Genomic DNA, 16,032 nt, shown 5'->3' with positions numbered 1-16,032 from the left:
TACCTAGGTAAGGGTCAGCGCGATCTTGAGCGCAGATTTTCGCTGATCCGTTTTCGATCTCTGGAGTTTCGCCAAACGGCGGCCGGTTACCGGGCTCCGGGCTCTTTCCGGCCGTACGGCACGCCGCCGCCCGGCTGAGCCGGGGCCGGCCACGCCACGGCGTCGTCCTCGGCCGGGCCGGCGCCGCGGTGCACGGCGAGCTCGGCCGCGGCAGCGGCGAGCCGGGCCGGGTCGTCGACCGGCGGCACGTACGGGCGCGGGGCGGGGCCACGGGCAGCCCGCGCGGCCGCGAACGCCGCGGCCCGGGCGGTGCCGGGCCCTTGCTGCTCGACGGCGTAGCCGGCTGCCCGCCCGGCGGCCGCGGCGTCGCGCTGCTGGCGCACCGCCGCGATGGCGGCCGCGTTCGCCGCAGCCTGCTCGGCGATCCACGCGGCCCGGACCGGGCTCGGCTGGGGGACCACCGCGGCGTCGCTGGTCAGCGCCCGATCCAGGACGGTGGCGAGGTAGGTCAGCGGGGAGTGCGCGTCGCCGGCGGCGATGACGTGACGCGGACCGAACCGGTGGGCCAGGCCGTGGTCCTGGACCAGCCGGACCACCTCGCCGACGGTCCAGTACCGGCTCAGCCGGGAACCGAGCGTGCTGGCGATCATCATCAACCGCAGGCCGCGTTCCCGGGCCACTTCCCGGGCGGTGCGGCGCCCATCGGCGGCATCGTCCAGGAACCGGGCCAGGAACTCCCACCGTGCCGCCAACCCTCGGGCCAGCGGTTTCGCCCACAGCATCGTCGCCGACCGGGCCGAAACCGCCGGTGAGCCGCAGCCCTGCCCCTCCGGCATCCTAGGACGCTGAGGCGATGTGCGGCCGGACACCCTCTTCGTCGGTGAGGGGCGCGAAGCGCCGCCGTTGTGTTCTGCACCCCGGCCGTCAGGCCGCCGCCCACCGGCTACCGGGGTCGATCCCGCACGTAACGGCGAAAAACCAAGGCTTTGAGTCAAACCCCTAGAAGCGGAAGAAAATCTCTTACCTAGACCACTACGTGGAGGGTGGAAAAAACTATCCATCCTGGTAGCGGCGTCGTAGGCCGCCGCAACCGTGGCTGTGGCGCGGTCGCGCTCAGCCTGGACGGCCCGGTCGGCGGCCACCGTGGCCGGCACGGGGGCGCACAGCCGCGGGGCCACCGCCAAGGTCGCCCGCGATCGCAGCGCCCGCGCCTCCCGAGCCGCAACGGCGGCCTCCCCCGCCCGCGTCTCGTCGAGCTCGGCCTCCAGCAGCAACACCTCACGCCTGCGCTCGGCGACCGTGGCCTGCGCGTCGAGCAGCCGCGCCTCCGCGGCCGCCACCGCCGCCCGCTGTTCCTCGAGGACCGCCTGGCGCTCGTCGACCAGCTGCACCGCCCGCTCCAACAGCCGCGCCACCACCGCGGCCGCCGCGCCCAAAAACGGCTCCGGATCGAACGGCGAGGTGTGCAGCGGCTCGAAATCCCAGACACTGCGCCGCCGGCGCAGCCCGGTCTCCTCCCGCTCCGCCAGGCTGCACGTGCGGCCCCGCTCCACCTCCACCGTCGCCCCGACCGACGCGCTGTACGCCCGCGAGCTGCTCACCGTCCGCGTCGTCACCCCCGCATACAGCGCCGTCCAGCCCAGCCCCTCCATCGACCGGCGACCGGCGGCCGGGTCCGCGGCGATCGCCATCACCCCCACCACCAGGGGATGCTGCGGAGGCCGGCCCCGCCCCGACACCCCCCGCGCGGCGCGCTCCGCCTGCATCCGGGCGCAGAAGTCGGCGATCAGCCACACCGCCCGCGCCTCCCGGCCCGGACCTTCCTTGAGCTCCAGCTTGCCGCGCGAGCCGGTCTTGGTCAGCCTCGGCAACGCCTCGAACACCCCGGTCACCCGGGCCTGCCAGCCCCGCACATAGTCCAGACGCCGCTGCGCCCGGGCCACCCGCCGCCGCGCCGCACGCACCACCGCGTGCAACTCGTCGACGCGCCCGGCCTCCGCGGCCGCCTGCGCCTGGTCGGCCTCGTGCACCGCCCGCGCCGCCGCCAGCCAATCCGCCTCACCACACCGCCAACAGCCCGACCGCTTCCCGTTGTTTTTCGTCCGGGAACTACGCGCCGGCGCCGACGGCCGCGGCCGGTTGCGGCGGCGAGCACGATCACGCCGACGCTGATGACGGCGAGCCTGCACCGCGTCGGCCGTCGGCAGATCCACCACCCTCGGCACCGCGCCGGGCCTGCAGGCCGGACACGCCAGCTTCTCTTCCAGCTCGGCCAGCTGCCCCGCCTCTTCCGGGGTCAGGCTGCCGCGCCGCGGTGCCACCCGCTGCCGGGCCCGCCAGCAACCCAAGCACAGCGGCGCCGAGTCCGGGCCGTCACGCGACACCCCCAGACCGGGCCGACCGGCGGCCGCGCAGTCCGTACACGGCTCCTGCTGACCCGTCCGATACGACGAGCGCGGAACACCCGGGAACGCCCACCGCGTCTGCCCGGACGCCAGCGTCACCACCGCGCCAGCCAGCACCGGCGGCCGCGGACTCACGACGCACCATCCACGCTCACACCAAGCGCACCAAGCGCCCGGGTACGTACAGAACAGCAGGTCAGCGGCATAACCCGGGACCGTGCGCACGACGAGGCGCCGCGCATGGATCCCCTGCTGGGCAGGGGCGACGCCACCAGGGTTAGGTCCGACCTAACGCCTGCGGCGGCTGCGGAGCCGGACGTCCGGCCCCGCGCATGAGAAAGATCCGTCTGGGTACAAGCGCCATCAGCCCGACGCGCGTGAGCGTGTCCGGAGACAACAAAGCACCCAGCCGGTAGGCGGGGTGCTACGATGCCTCCAGCGTGGTGAAGAGCCCTTGACCCCGATGCCGCTGCCAACGACGGGGGTTAGGGGCTTTTTCCATTTATGGACTTAGGTGACCGGTTTAGTAGCCTCCCTGCTCAAAGCCAGAGTGGATCGGCTGGATCCTAGACCCAACCGAGTCGAAATCGGACGCGACGCGGCCGTAGCACGGGCGGAAATCCATACCCACGCATGGCCATTGGTCCGCTAACCGTTGATCAGATGACCACCCTGACCGCCGCATGACAAGTTGTCTGCGGTTGTCTGCTTGGGTCGTCCAGGAACGTGCTGGCGAGGCGGCTTCCATGATGGAGTGCATTTCACACCGAGCCAGCAAGTTGGATGAGGGCCGCCGTCGCATCGTCATGGGCCTTACCGCGCCACCGACGCGGGTCAGGATCGGTCGCATCCGCTTCGCGCACCGCATCGATCAAGGATGAAGGTCCGTGCTGGCTGGCCTGGGCGAACATCGCGGACCAGGTCCAGTTGTGCCGCTCCGTCAAGCGAGTGACGCCATCCGAGCAGAGGAGCACCTGGCGAGCTTCGGCGCGGTCGATCTCCCCTGTCAGCGCTTGATCGGCAGCTCCGGGCGTCGCGGCGGCTACCCAGAAGCCGCCGGGCTGGTTGCGAACCGTAGCTACGAAATCCGGGTCATACGTGCGAACCTGAGCATCCGTGACCGGCGCACCAGATAAGTGATCAACTCGATCGTCGATCACGACGAGGGGATCAGTGGAGCACCGGTCAACGGCTACGGCGCAATCGCCCAACACAAGCCACTCGATGACTGCCTGCTGGACTCGTACAACCGCTAAAGCAGCACCGGGCGTCAGCGGATCGGTCAAGTCGCAGGCTGATCCGTGTTCGGCCATCGTCAAGTTGATGGCTTCCCGAACCACCTCGACGAGCGGCTTGTCAGCGGCTGCGTTGAGCTGCTCACTTACGTGATCAGCGAGATGTTCGACGACCCAGGTCACCGGATGTACACACCCACCTGTTCTGCCTGGGTAGCGCCCTGCACCATCGAGAACAAGGGCCCACCCATCACCAGCGCGGAAGCGGTCCTCATTGGCACCGCCTTGCGGGGCTGGAACGGATGCGTATGTGATCTGCACAGGCTCGGCTTTCAGTCGGGGATCTTGAACTTGTACGCCATCTTGACCATGTCGCCAGCCATCACGGCAAGCATGACCTCAACTGCGCGGCCTGTGGTATCGAAAGTGGTACGGATGAGATCCACGACCGGAGTCCCAGCTGGCAAGCGGAGCGCAACTGCCTCGGGCCCGGTGGGCATCCGTGTGGACCATTCCTCGGAAATCTCGTCCAACTCGAAGCCGGCTTCTTCCAGACGAGCGAAGCCCCCGCCAGGACCGGTGTTCTCTTCCTTGATCTGCCGTGCCTCGGTAACCACGTCTAGCTCGTAGTACGAGTCGGCCAGCTGATTGGGGCGGTCGTCGACCAGCGTCGTACGTCGGCGAACCCACACCGGTGTGCCGGGGGCGATGCCAAAGCGCTCAGCAACGTCCGGTGGGGCTGGTGTTTCGCCCAGTTCACGAAGCAGTTGGCCAGCGGTGTGGCCTTGAGACTCCGCTTCTGCCGTCAAGATCGGTTTACCGGCCCGCCAGCGGCTCTTGCTGTAGCGCTCAATGCCGTGTCTCCGGGCGGTCGGCCGGAACCTGACGAAGGTGCCCTTGCCTTGCACTGTGACGACTAGGCCTTGCTGGCGAAGTAAATCCATCGCCTTACGCACGACGGCCAAGCTGCACAGATTCGCGGCTGCCAGTTCGTCCAAGGTGGGCAGCTTCTCGCCGGGGGCGTATTTCCCCGACTCGATCGCCATACGCAGATCGTCTGCAACACGCACCTGCAGCGGCCGTGCATCGGTAGGGCCGCCAGTCGTCATGGCCGACACCTTACGCGATCAAGTGCAGGTCTGCATACAGACCCCTTGACGTGTCGTCCATTCCGTCTCTACGGTGAAGACCCCTGTAGGTCTGCATACAGACATGCGGACCTGCAAACGAGGAAACCCTGGCGGGATAGCGCCCGCCAGGGCCTCAACCGGGTCGAACACCTGTGGAGAGGAGTCAGACCCATGCAGATCATTCCAGTCCAGCACCCTGACGGCGAAGCTGCCCACGACGTGCTGACCCTCGACGAGGCGGCGCTGCGCGCCGTCACTGATCCGTGGAAACGCGCTCGACTGGCGGACGAGCTCGCCGCCCACCTGCAGCAGCGTTTCGTAGCCGTGCTGGACGTACGGCGCGACGCGGTCCACGAGCTGGTGATACAGCTCGGCACTGCGCGTTCCCGTGTCGCCCGCTACCTCGGTCTCTCGGCCACTCGCATCGGCCAATTGCTGACAAGTAGGACTGTCAGCCGCGCCGCCCGGACAGCCAAGGGCGGTGAGGTCGCATGATCTCCGAGATTCTGGCTGCTGCTGGCGGTCTGGGTACGGCGGCGGTGCCGGCCGGGCTGGCGTTGCGCGCGATGCGCATCCGGCTGGGCCGGGCGCGCAGCGAGTGCGCGGTGGCGCGGTACGACGCGGCGCACGACAAGCTGACCGGGCTGCTGAACCGGGCCGGTCTGGATGCCGCGATGGCGGCGCGGGCCGACAGCGGTCGCCCGTGGTCGCTGATCATGTTCGACCTCGACGGCTTCAAGCGGGTCAACGACACGCTCGGCCACGACGCTGGTGATGAGGTGCTGGTCGAGGCGTCGTTCCAGCTGTTCATGGCGTTCGATGAGGCGGGCGATCAGGTCGGCCGGCTCGGCGGTGACGAGTTCGTGGTTCTGACCGACGACGGCCCGGACCGGACGCCGCTGACCTGGATGCGGGCGCTGAACGCGCTGCAGGCGATGCGCTGGCCGATGCGGCTGGAGATGGGCCACGAGGTCACGGTGACCGCGAGCGTCGGCGTGGTGTCGGTGCTCCCAGGCGCCGAGCTGGCGCGGGTGATGCGTTCGGCGGACATCGCGACGTACCGGGCCAAGGCCCGCGGCGGTAACCAGGTCGTCGAGTACGGCCTGCCGGGCGAGCTGGCCATGGTCCTCGGATCGCGGCCGGACTCGCAGCTGCGGGACACGACCGCCGCCGCCTGGCCTGTGCTGCCGGTGGTGACGCGATGAGCGCCCGGCTGGCGATGCGTCCGATGGCGCTGGCCACGGCCACGACGGTGGCCCTGGATGAGGTGCCGGCGCGGATCGCGCGGCGCACGACGGTGCTCGGGCTGTCCATCTGCGACGTGTGCTCCTGGCCGATCCACCCGGTGGTGCTGGCCGGCGCCCAGGACGGCCGGCTGCGTCATCCGGGCTGCGTGTGCTGCGTGTGTACCGCTCCGCTGCTGCGTGAGCAGCTGGAGCCGGGCGTGGTGTGGCACCCGCAGTGCCGCCGCGGTGCCCGGCCGGTGCTGACCGTGATCGGGGGTGCGGCGCGATGAGCATCGAGATCGTGCCCGCGACCGGGTCGCCGTGGCGTGACATCTACCCGGTGCCCAAGGACGTGGCGCTGCAGAACGGGCCGTGGTGCCCGATGGATCTCAAGGCCGGCCTGATCCCGCAGGACCAGGGCTGGGTCTGCGCGTCCTGCGGGGCGTGCTGGGACCAGCACGGCCGTCACGGTCGCTGGCTGCAGGCCAGCACGGTTCTGATCGTCGACGGACACCTGGTCGAGCAGAAGGAGCCGGACGCCGAGGCGGAGCGGCTGCGCTGGCTGGACCGGCGGCTGGCGACGGCGGTCGGGGTGGGCGCGGTGTGCGGGGCCGGCTACAGCGCCGGCCGGCTGATGCGTCCGTACGCCGATCAGGTGCCTGGTGACCTGCTCTTGCTGCTGTCGGGGCTGCTGGCCGCCGCTGGCGGTGTCGTGGTTGCGGTGGTGCTGCTGCTGCGCTGGCTCGATGCCCGCCGCTGGGCCGAGATGCTCGACCCGGCCGAGGTGCCGGAGGCCTGCGATGGCGACTGAGCTGCTGATTCGGGTGCATCTGGACTGGTCCGCGCCGGGCCACTACCAGTCGCAGCCGCTGCCGTGCCGGGTGTGCGGCCTGCCGACCACCTCTCGCGACTCGTCGGACCGGGCCTGCGACAAGCAGTGCGCGGAGGACGAGATCGCCCGGGAGCTGTACGGCCACGGCCAGGCCCTGATCACTGACGAGCGAGTGGCGACGCCGGCCGGTCCGCCGGCGGATCGGGGGGAGGCGTGGTGAACACGACGGCTGGCCCGGCGCAGGGTGCGGTGGACAGCGGGATGAAGCAGAACCTCCTCGCCGCGTGGGGTCCGTGGATCGCGATGACGGCTGCGGTGGTCCTTACTGCCAAGGGCGAGTTCGACCTGGCGGTGCTCGCGCACTTCGACGAAACGATCGCCTGGATGTTCCCGGTGATGATCGACGTGTACGTGATCACCGCGTTCCATCGCCGCCGCCGGAAGGACATGATCATCAGTGCGCTGCTGATGATCTTCTGCCAGATCGCGGTGCATCTGCTGCCCGTCTACATCACCGAGGGCGAGCAGACGCCGTGGGGTCTGGTGGTCGCGGTCGCCTGCATCGCGCCGATCGTGGTCGTGCGGGTCAAGATGCTGACCGGTCGTACCGCAGCGGAGATCGCCGCCGGGCAGCACGCGGCCCAGCGGGAGGACGAGCTGCGCGCGGCGCAGGCGGAAATTGCCGGGCTGCGCCGGCAGCTGACGGACACGCGGGCGCAGGCGGAAACGGAAATCGGCCGGGCCTCGGCGGAAGCGCAGGCGCGGCAGGTGGCGGAAACCCGTGCCGCCGAAGCGGAAGCCCAGATCGCGCAGGCGGAAACCCGGGCGGCCGCTGAGGCGGAAACGCGGGCGGAAATCGAGGCGGCGGCGAAGGCGGAAATCGGCCGGGCTGAGGCCGCCGCCGCGGCCGCCGAGCGCCGGGCGATCGAGCAGGCGGAGTTGGCCCGGATCGCGCAGGGCCAGCTGGCCGAGGCGCGTGAGACCGCGGACCGGGCGATGGTGGCCCGGGTCGTCGCGGAGCAGGGCGCCGCCGGGCAGGTGGAGCGGCTGACCACCGCGGCCGAGCAGATCCAGGCGCAGCTGCAAGCCCGGATCGAGCAGGCCAGCGCGGCCGCGGACAGCGCGAACGAGCAGGTCACGGCACTGGGTGAGCGGGTTCGCACGCTGCAGGCGCAGCTGACCGAGGCGCGCGAGTACGGGGAGCGGCAGAGCACCAGCAAGGTCCGGACCGAGCAGCTGCTGGCCGGGCTGCAGGCCGAGCGTGACGACGCGCTGGCCGAGCTGGAGCAGACCCGGCTGGCGGCGGCCACCGAGATCGAGCGGCTGGGGCGGCAGCTGGCGCGGGCGAGCGAGCGGGCGGAAATCGCGTCCGGCCGGCAGGCGGAAATCAGCCGGGGCCCGGGCCGGAAATCCCTCGCGGCTGTTCCGGGCGCGCTGGCCGGAAACCTGCCGGTCGTCGAGACGGTCGCGCCGGAAACGGTGGCCACCGTCCTGGTCGCCTGGGCGGAAACGCCGGAGGCCACGCAGGCCGAGCTGCGCGAGCGGACCGGGATTTCCGACCGCACGATCCGCAAGGTCCTCAAGGCGATCCCGGCGGAAATCGCCGGCGAGGTCGCCGGTCAGGTCCTGGCCCTGACCGACGGGCGGGCGGCATGAGCACCACGCGAGACGACGCGCACGAGTGAGCGTCGGCGACCGGCCCGCGCGGGCGGCGGGCGGGCCGGTGGCCGTGGCTTCCTCGACGGCGAGGAACCAGCACCACCAAGCCGACGCGCCTCCCACCCGGGGGTGTGAGCACACACAGAAGGGCAGGTCGGGCGGTGAGCGCACTACCCGCAGAAAACTACGATCAGTCACCGCATCCGGTTAGTCCAGTCCGGCCGGAAGCGGAGGTCGTGGACCTCAATCGTCGCAGGCCACGGCCGCGTCCGACCCCTCCCCCACCGGAACAGAACCGGCACGAAACGGTGCAGAACGTCACCCCGGATTCCGGTCGCCAGTCCGGCCCCGGAATGACTCTGCGTGACGTTCCGGGGGACTTCGACAGTGTCCGGGCGGTCTGGAGCGGCACCCCGGAACCGTTGAGCGCCCTCACCGACCGGGTCCGCGCCGCCCGTAACAGCGACAGCCCGCAGCACGTCGCGATGGCCTGCTGGGCGCTGCTGGTGCTCGTGCCGCGGGCGGTGCTGCACCTGGCGTCGTGGGCCCTGGAGCACCCGGCCCGGGCCGCGGCCGCCGGGCTGCTGCTGGCCGCACTGATCGGATCTCTCACCCTCTGACACCCCTCCCGGAAGGAGGACCCTGCTCATGTCCAGCGCCCTGGTCCTGCTCGTCGGCATCGCCTACATCGTGCTGTCGATCATTTTCACGTTCACCCCGCGGCTGCGGGTGGTCGCCGGTCTGGTGGTGGGCGGCCTGCTCGCCGGCGTCGTCACCAGCAACCTGCGTAAGTGGCTGGCCAACGCGTTCGACTGGATGTCGCCGACCCTCGGCAAGTGGGTCGGGCAGAGCGCCCACGCCGTGGAGATCGCGCTGCCCAGCGCCCTGGCCTTCATCCTGGCCGTGATCGTCTTTGTCCACCTCAGGGGCGGTAAGGGCGGCAAGGGCGGCGCGGGTAAGGCCGGTGGCGGCAAGAGCGGCGGCCGGGGCGGCCGGCTGGCGCACATCGCGCTGGGCTGCTCGCTGCTGCTGCCGATCGTGGCCGGCTCCGTCGGTGAGCTCGTGCGGAGCGTGGCCTGATGGACCCGATCACCTTCTTCGCCGTGCTGCTCTGGATGGCGGTCGCCAAGGGCGCCGTCTACCTGCTGGAGGACGCCTCGTACGCGGTGCGCGGTAAGCAGTCCCCGCGGCAGAAGGAGCGGGCCGCGCACCGCGCCGCCGAGGCCGCCGGGCAGCCGCTCGCGGCGCCGTCCGGGGCGTGGGGGCGTACCCGGGCCGCGGTCGGCGGCTACCTGGCCGGGGTGGTCGAGGACGCCACGGCCAGCGCCCGGGCCCGCCAGCGCCGCTCCCAGGCCCGCAAGGCCGGCAGCCGGGCGGTCGACGGGGTGTTCGTCGACCTGGCCGACGAGGACGGCTTCTACGCCGACTGCGACGTGTGCGGCTGGTCCAGCCGCAAGTTCCGGATCGAGCGCAACGCCTTGGCGGCCGGTCGGGAGCACACCCGCACCGAACACCCCGAGCACTACCACCCCGACCCCACCCCGGCCCCGGCCGACCAGGGCGACCAGGGCGACGAGGGCGACGAGCAGTCCCCGCCGGTCACGCCCGGCCAGGACGGCTCGCGCGGCGAGGAGCCGGTGGGCGAGCGGCCGAAGTTCACGGTGCTGCCCGGCGGCGCCGACGACATCGAACCGGCTGCGCCGCTGCCGACGGGCCGGGCCGCGCTGGACGTCGGCGACGACACCCCGCTGCTGCACCGCGCGCTCGACCTGGTGGTCGTCACCCAGTTCGCCTCGACCACGCTCCTGCAGCGCCGCCTGTTCTGCGACTACGCCCAAGCACAGCGGCTGCTGGACGCGCTTGAGCGCGCCGGGGTCATCGGCCCCGCCAGCGGTTCCGGCTCCTCCCGCCAGGTGCTGGTTCGCACCCCCGACGAGCTGGACGACCTGTTCGGTGACGGCTGGCAAAACCCGCCGGCGGCCGGCCCGGCCGAGGGCGAGGCGGCCGACGCGCCGCAGCCCGCGGCCACGGCCGTGGATGACGAGGGCCTGATGGACCTGATCGAGGCCACCCAAGACTCCGGTGCCGGCACCCCGGCCGGTACCGGCGAGCAGGACAACCCAGGAAGGAGCACCACCGTGAACACCGAAGCCATGGGTGCGGACGAGATCCGCGCCGCGTTCACCGAGGCCATCACCGCGACCGAGGAGCCGGTCAACGAGCTCGGCGGGCTGGCCAGCGCTCTGGCCGAGTCCGCGGACGCCTACGAGGCCCGGCAGATGGCCGGCTCGACGGTCGAGCAGATCCGCGAGGGCGCCGAGGCGATGAAGGCCGCCGTGGCCCAGCTGGAGAACGCCAGGGAGCACCTGGAGGCGGCCCTGGCCGACTTCAACGCCAAGGACGGCGTGGTGGCCGACACCGTCACCGACGTCGGCAACCTCGCCGACCGCAGCGTCCTGGTCGGCGGCTGACCCACCACTGAGGGGCCCCGGCCGGGGCCCCTCACCCACCCCTCGATTGCTCAGGAGGACGTCGTGTCGAACACCAACAAGGCCCCCACGGTCGGCGAGGTCCGCGCCGACCGGGCCCGCACCCTCGGAATGTGGCTGGTCGCCGCGGTCGCCGGCGTCGTCCTGGCCCTGCGCTGGACGGTCCGCAAGACCTGGCGGCGCGCGTTCCCGATCTACTGGGCCGGCGTCGAGCTCGGCCTGGTCTGGGTGTCCGGGCCGCTCGGTATCCCGGCCGGGACCGTCGGCCTGCTGGTGCTGGCCGCGCTGGTCACCGCGGGGGCGTGGCGGGCCCGTAGCTGGGCGGTGCGGGCCTGGCGCGCCGGCATCGTCGCCGTGCTCGGCGCGTTCGCGGTCGCCGGCGTCGCCGCCGGCGGCCCGGCCGCCCTGCACGCCCATCCGGTGTGGACCGTGTTCGGCCCGCTGCTGGCCGCCACGGTGCTGGGCTGGCCGTGGTGGCACCAGCTGCGCCAGCCCAGCACCGTCGAGCCCGACCCGGAGCCCGAGCCGGAACCGGAGTTCGAGCCGGTCGTGCCGCAGATCGACCCGCTCACCGAGTACTGGATGCGCCGGTGGGATGCCGAGGTCACCGGTGTCGGGGTGTGCACCGGCACCCGCGTGGCGCGGGCCGTGCAGCCGCGCGACGGGGTCACCGAGCTGCTGCTGCAGCTGATCCCCGGCCGCGGCGTGACCTCCGACGCGATCGTCAAGCGGGGCCCGGAGGTGGAGGTCTGCCTCGACCTGGACGCCAGCAGCGTCGGCTTCGCGACCACGCGCAAGGCGTCACAGGTGCGCTGCTCGCTCACCCACAAGTCGTACGTGAGCAACGGGGTGGCCTGGACCGGGCCGACCTACCGCGACGGCCGCTGCGAGATCCTCACCTACGTCGACGGGTCGCCGGGCATGTGGACGTTCAACCCGCCCGGCTTCGGGACCAAGAACGGGCTGGTCGTCGGCAGCACCGGCTCCGGCAAGTCCCGGGCGCTGGGGGTGCTGATCGCGAACCTGCTGCACGCCGGCTGGATGGTCGTGGTCGGCGACTCGCAGTACGGCCAGTCGCTGCCGGCCTGGCGCGACAAGACCGAGTACCACGCCGGTCCGCAGGCGGTCACCGTGCTGGGCCGGCGCCTGCACGCCGAGGCGATGCGCCGCTCCGAGCTGCTGGCCGCTGCCGGCGTCGAGGTCTTCGACGAGGACGACCCCCGCGTCAAGAAGCTGGGCCTCAAGCGGCTGGCCGCGGTTATCGACGAGTGCCAGCTCGTGCTGATCCGCGGCAGCAAGATCGTCGAACTGTTCGAAGAGCTCGCCGAGACCGACCGCAAGCTGGGCATCGGGCTGTACCTGGCCACCCAGCTGCCGCAGATGGCCTCGCTGGGCGGGTCGATGCGACTGCGTGACGCCCTGGTCGGCGGTAACTGCCTGTTCCTGCGGGTGTCCAACCGCGGCTCGGGCACCACCGTCCTGCCCGACGACTTCGTCGGCGACCCGTTCGCGATCAAGCCCGAGGACGAGCAGGGCCAACCCACCGCCGGGATGGGCTACCTGCGCAACACCTTCAAGATCGGCATGATCGGCCGGGTCCCGAAACTCGACGAGGCCGCCGCCGCGGCCGCCGCCCCGCGCGTCGAGGTCATCTGGCAGGTCGACCCGATCGACCCGAACACCCCGATCACCACCAAGGCCGGTACCGGCAGCACCACCGCCCCGGCCGGCGGCAGCGCACCGGTCAGCGCCGCGGACAAGTGGCGCGCCAAGCTCGGCCTCGGCCGCGTCACCAGCCCCACCCCGGCGCCCGCGCCGGTCAACAGCACCCAGTGGGTCATCAGCTGCCTGCGCGCCGGGCCGGCCTCCGCGCAGGCCCTGCTCGACCGGCCCGACTGCCCGGTCGGCAAGAGCCAGCTGTACGCGCTGCTCAAGACCATGCACGAGCGTGGCCAGATCGTGCGCCCGGCCGAGAACAACGGCCCGTACACCCTGCCCGCCCCCGTCAACGCCGGCCGCTGAATCTGGCGGATCGCCGTGACGGCCGGCTCGTCCCCCGGCCGGCCGCCGCGGTGGCTCTCCAGCCCAGCTCACCCCCCCTTGCCCGACCGCTGCCGCTCCTGCGCTGCCTTGATCGGAAGGAACCTGCCTGCCATGGCACGCCGACGTAAGCCGACCGAACCCGAACCCGCCGCCATCGCCCCGGTCGTCCGCGCCGCCTGGACCGGTTTCGCCACCGGCACCGGCCGCGCGATCCGGGGCGTCACCCCCCTCGCGGACGGCGCCGACCGCGAGCACGGCCAGCCCCACGACGGCCTGGGCACCGTGCTGCTGCTGACCGGCCTGCTGCTGGCCGTGGCGATGTGGACCCACCCGGGCGGCGCCGCCGGCACCGTCCTGCATGTGGTCGCCGCGCTCGCCGGCGGCACGGCCGGGATCCTCGCCTACGCACTGCCGGCCGGGTTGCTCTACCTGGCCGTGCAGGTGCTGCGACTGCCCGACGGGTTCGCCACCCCGGCGCTGATCCGCCAGGCCGCCGGCACCGGCCTGGCCGGCGCCGGGATCGCCGGCGTCGCCGCGCTGGCCGCCGACGCCGGCGGGCTGCTCGGCCGCATCACCGGCGTCGCGCCGGCGCACCTGCTCACCGCCTGGGTGATGGGCCCGGTCCTGGTCCTGGCCACCCTGGCCGGGCTGATCACCGCCACCGGGTTCACCACCGTGCGCCTGCCGCGCCGACGCAAGGCCGCTACCGTCGTCGGGGTCCTCGAGGACGAACTGCTGCTCGACGACGACGAGGACGAGGACGACGCGTTCACCGCGACCGCCGCCAGTGTCCCGACCCCGGCCGCCCCGGCAGCGCCCGCCGCACCGGCGGCCGCCGCGGCGAACGGCCCGGCTACTGCGGCGCCGGTTCCCGTCTCGCCCGCCCCCGCCGGCGCGGCGAGCCCGGCCGGGCCTCAGCCGGCCGCGGCCGCGCAGCAGGCCGCCCCGGCGACGGCCGGTGGGTGGCAGCTGCCGCCGCTGAGCCTGCTGTCGGCCGGGGAGGCCCCGCAGCGGCGCAGCGCCGCCAGCGACGAGGTCAAAGCCAAGCTGCAGGGCGTGCTCGACGAGTTCAAGGTCGCCGCGAAGGTCAGCGGCTACCGGCGCGGCCCGTCAGTGACCCGGTACGAGATCACCGTCGGCCCCGGCGTGAAGGTCTCCAAAATCACCGGCCTGGAGCAGAACTTCGCGCTGGCTCTGGGCACCCCGAGCGTGCGGATGCTCTCCCCGATCCCGGGCAAGAGCGCGGTCGGCGTGGAGATCCCCAACAGCGACCGCGACACCGTCACCCTCGGCGACGTCATCCGCGCCCACGCCGCCGCCTGGGCCAGCCGCAACGGTCACCGGCTGCTGGTCGGGCTCGGCAAGGACGTCGACGGGCAGCCGGTCACCGCGGTGCTGGCCACGATGCCGCACTTCCTGATCGCCGGCGCGACCGGCGCCGGCAAGTCCGGCTGCCTCAACAGCCTGCTGATCAGCGTCCTGACCCGGGCCACCCCGGACGAGGTGCGGCTACTGCTGATCGACCCCAAACGCGTCGAGCTGGCCGCCTACAAGCACCTGCCGCACCTGGTCCGGCCGATCGTCACCGACCCGGTCAAGGCCGTCGACGCTCTGCAGTGGCTGGTCGCCGAGATGGACCGCCGCTACGACGCCCTCGCCGCGGCCGGGGTACGCAACATCGACGACTACAACCGCAAGGCCCGCAAGGACGGCACCCCGACGCTGCCGTACCTGCTCGCGGTCGTCGACGAGCTCGCCGACCTGATGCTGGTCGCCAAAGCCAACGCCAAGGCCGCCAAAGCCGCCGGCGAGGACGACGGGGAGCCCACCGCCGAGGACCTGATCGTGCGGATCCTGCAGCTGGCCCGGGCCGCCGGCATCCACCTGGTCCTGGCCACCCAACGCCCCTCGGTGGACGTGGTCACCGGCCTGATCAAGGCCAACCTGCCGGTCAGGTTGGCGTTCGCGGTCGCCTCCATGCCCGACTCCCGGGTCATCCTCGACGCCCCCGGCGCGGAGAAACTGCTCGGCCGCGGCGACGGCCTGTTCGTCCCGGTCGGCGCGGCCACCCCGATCCGGCTGCAGGGCGCATGGGTCAGCGACGCCGAGATCGCCGCGGTGGTCAAGCACTGGCGCGGCCAGCAGCCCACCACCAGCACCGCGCCCGCCAGCACGCCGGACACCGCGCCCGCCGAGCCCGAGACCACGCCGGCACCGGCCGAGACACCGGATCCCGCGCGGATGGGCACCGTCGACGCCGGCGCCGACCACGACGTGTTCCTGCAGGCCGTCGACCTCGTGGTGACCAGCCAGTTCGGCTCCACCAGCATGCTGCAGCGCAAGCTGCGCATCGGGTTCGCCAAGGCCGGCCGGCTGATGGACCTGATGCACGACGCCGGGATCGTCGGGCCCGCCGAGGGCTCCCGGGCCCGCGACGTGCTCAAGAAGCCGGACGAGCTGCCTGCCCTGCTCGCCGCACTCGGCGGACCCGAGCCGGTGCCGGCGGCCGCCGACGGTGCCACGGTGCTGGCCTTTCCGCACCGATCTCACCCCTGACCATCCCGCGGCCGCAATCCCGCGGCCGCGGGCTCACCACACCCCTGCCCGCACGCGGGCGGCCCCACTCCCTTGCACCGGATCGCGGGGCCGCCCACTACCTCAGAGAGGCACGCTCATCATGACCGATCCCACCACCAGCGCGCGCACGGCGATCCCCGCCGGGGCGGTCGACCAGTTGCTCGCCGAAGCCGACGATCTACTACGCCGTGTCCGGCCGGTCGCCCGGCTCGCGCCCGGCGCCGGCGACGAGTACCGGGCCGACATCCACACCAGCCCCGTCGACGGCCCGGCCGCCGTGGTGTGGTTCCGCGCCGCAAGCATCGCCGCGGCGGTCGCCCAGACCCGGGCCCACCTGACCGTGCAGCCCGGCCCGGACGACCGGTACGCCGAGCTGTACGTGCGCACCGGCGACCTCGCCGACCACCTCGTCGACGTCCACCTCGGGGCGTGAGCG

Annotated in this window: 15 protein-coding genes; 12 read left to right on the top strand and 3 right to left on the bottom strand. The window is 72.3% G+C overall.

What is annotated here, in order from left to right; all coding sequences use genetic code 11:
- Positions 1–86 precede the first annotated feature (86 nt).
- From Asi03nite_RS38180 to Asi03nite_RS31890, 3 genes are all read right to left on the bottom strand, one after another.
- The gene (locus Asi03nite_RS38180; RefSeq protein ID WP_239103069.1) at positions 87–2,030 is read right to left on the bottom strand and encodes a hypothetical protein; all 1,944 of its coding nucleotides are present in this window, start codon (positions 2,028–2,030) and stop codon (positions 87–89) included.
- A 1,136-nt stretch (positions 2,031–3,166) separates the two neighbouring features.
- Positions 3,167–3,961, bottom strand: coding sequence for a protein phosphatase 2C domain-containing protein (locus Asi03nite_RS31895; RefSeq protein ID WP_203684220.1), 795 nt, complete (start codon positions 3,959–3,961; stop codon positions 3,167–3,169).
- An 11-nt stretch (positions 3,962–3,972) separates the two neighbouring features.
- Positions 3,973–4,749, bottom strand: a complete 777-nt coding sequence (locus tag Asi03nite_RS31890; protein WP_239103068.1) for a GntR family transcriptional regulator — start codon at positions 4,747–4,749, stop codon at positions 3,973–3,975.
- A gap of 192 nt (positions 4,750–4,941) precedes the next feature.
- Between Asi03nite_RS31890 and Asi03nite_RS31885 the strand changes: the two genes are divergently transcribed.
- The 12 genes from Asi03nite_RS31885 (at position 4,942) to Asi03nite_RS31830 (ending at position 16,029) form a co-directional block, all read left to right on the top strand.
- Positions 4,942–5,265: a hypothetical protein gene (locus Asi03nite_RS31885; RefSeq protein WP_203684219.1), complete on the top strand. Its 324-nt coding sequence runs from the start codon at positions 4,942–4,944 to the stop codon at positions 5,263–5,265.
- Positions 5,262–5,975 (top strand): GGDEF domain-containing protein, encoded by a 714-nt coding sequence (locus tag Asi03nite_RS31880; RefSeq protein ID WP_203684218.1) that lies wholly within the window; start codon positions 5,262–5,264, stop codon positions 5,973–5,975. Before Asi03nite_RS31885 ends, Asi03nite_RS31880 begins: the two co-directional genes overlap by 4 nt.
- Complete coding sequence (locus Asi03nite_RS31875; RefSeq protein WP_203684217.1) at positions 5,972–6,286, top strand: hypothetical protein; 315 nt, start codon at positions 5,972–5,974, stop codon at positions 6,284–6,286. The genes Asi03nite_RS31880 and Asi03nite_RS31875 overlap by 4 nt, the downstream gene beginning before the upstream one ends.
- Positions 6,283–6,807: a hypothetical protein gene (locus Asi03nite_RS31870; protein WP_203684216.1), complete on the top strand. Its 525-nt coding sequence runs from the start codon at positions 6,283–6,285 to the stop codon at positions 6,805–6,807. The genes Asi03nite_RS31875 and Asi03nite_RS31870 overlap by 4 nt, the downstream gene beginning before the upstream one ends.
- Entirely contained in the window at positions 6,797–7,048 is a 252-nt protein-coding gene (locus Asi03nite_RS31865) for a hypothetical protein (protein ID WP_203684215.1), read from the top strand. The genes Asi03nite_RS31870 and Asi03nite_RS31865 overlap by 11 nt, the downstream gene beginning before the upstream one ends.
- Entirely contained in the window at positions 7,045–8,484 is a 1,440-nt protein-coding gene (locus tag Asi03nite_RS31860; RefSeq protein WP_239103067.1) for a coiled-coil domain-containing protein, read from the top strand. Before Asi03nite_RS31865 ends, Asi03nite_RS31860 begins: the two co-directional genes overlap by 4 nt.
- A gap of 356 nt (positions 8,485–8,840) precedes the next feature.
- Positions 8,841–9,107: a hypothetical protein gene (locus Asi03nite_RS31855; RefSeq protein WP_239103066.1), complete on the top strand. Its 267-nt coding sequence runs from the start codon at positions 8,841–8,843 to the stop codon at positions 9,105–9,107.
- A gap of 28 nt (positions 9,108–9,135) precedes the next feature.
- Entirely contained in the window at positions 9,136–9,567 is a 432-nt protein-coding gene (locus tag Asi03nite_RS31850) for a hypothetical protein (RefSeq protein WP_203684214.1), read from the top strand.
- Entirely contained in the window at positions 9,567–10,958 is a 1,392-nt protein-coding gene (locus Asi03nite_RS31845; RefSeq protein ID WP_203684213.1) for a DNA translocase FtsK, read from the top strand. Before Asi03nite_RS31850 ends, Asi03nite_RS31845 begins: the two co-directional genes overlap by 1 nt.
- A gap of 63 nt (positions 10,959–11,021) precedes the next feature.
- A complete protein-coding gene (locus tag Asi03nite_RS31840) occupies positions 11,022–12,998 on the top strand; it encodes a type IV secretory system conjugative DNA transfer family protein (RefSeq protein ID WP_239103065.1) in 1,977 nt (658 codons plus the stop codon).
- 132 nt (positions 12,999–13,130) lie between these two features.
- Entirely contained in the window at positions 13,131–15,575 is a 2,445-nt protein-coding gene (locus Asi03nite_RS31835; RefSeq protein WP_203684212.1) for a DNA translocase FtsK, read from the top strand.
- Between the two features lie 121 nt (positions 15,576–15,696).
- On the top strand, positions 15,697–16,029 hold the full coding sequence (locus tag Asi03nite_RS31830) for a hypothetical protein (RefSeq protein WP_239103064.1): 333 nt from the start codon (positions 15,697–15,699) through the stop codon (positions 16,027–16,029).
- Positions 16,030–16,032 lie beyond the last annotated feature (3 nt).

Origin of the sequence: Actinoplanes siamensis (genome assembly GCF_016862395.1) — a bacterium.
GTDB lineage: Bacteria > Actinomycetota > Actinomycetes > Mycobacteriales > Micromonosporaceae > Actinoplanes > Actinoplanes siamensis.
Note: the sequence above shows the minus strand (reverse complement) of the source record. Positions and strands in the feature narration are given on the sequence as shown.

Coding starts and splice junctions, on each gene's coding strand:
- Asi03nite_RS31890 (WP_239103068.1), bottom strand. CDS start 4,749: ATGACGACTGGCGGCCCTACCGATGCACGGCCGCTGCAGGTGCGTGTT.
- Asi03nite_RS31885 (WP_203684219.1), top strand. CDS start 4,942: ATGCAGATCATTCCAGTCCAGCACCCTGACGGCGAAGCTGCCCACGAC.
- Asi03nite_RS31880 (WP_203684218.1), top strand. CDS start 5,262: ATGATCTCCGAGATTCTGGCTGCTGCTGGCGGTCTGGGTACGGCGGCG.
- Asi03nite_RS31875 (WP_203684217.1), top strand. CDS start 5,972: ATGAGCGCCCGGCTGGCGATGCGTCCGATGGCGCTGGCCACGGCCACG.
- Asi03nite_RS31870 (WP_203684216.1), top strand. CDS start 6,283: ATGAGCATCGAGATCGTGCCCGCGACCGGGTCGCCGTGGCGTGACATC.
- Asi03nite_RS31865 (WP_203684215.1), top strand. CDS start 6,797: ATGGCGACTGAGCTGCTGATTCGGGTGCATCTGGACTGGTCCGCGCCG.
- Asi03nite_RS31855 (WP_239103066.1), top strand. CDS start 8,841: ATGACTCTGCGTGACGTTCCGGGGGACTTCGACAGTGTCCGGGCGGTC.
- Asi03nite_RS31850 (WP_203684214.1), top strand. CDS start 9,136: ATGTCCAGCGCCCTGGTCCTGCTCGTCGGCATCGCCTACATCGTGCTG.
- Asi03nite_RS31845 (WP_203684213.1), top strand. CDS start 9,567: ATGGACCCGATCACCTTCTTCGCCGTGCTGCTCTGGATGGCGGTCGCC.
- Asi03nite_RS31835 (WP_203684212.1), top strand. CDS start 13,131: ATGGCACGCCGACGTAAGCCGACCGAACCCGAACCCGCCGCCATCGCC.
- Asi03nite_RS31830 (WP_239103064.1), top strand. CDS start 15,697: ATGACCGATCCCACCACCAGCGCGCGCACGGCGATCCCCGCCGGGGCG.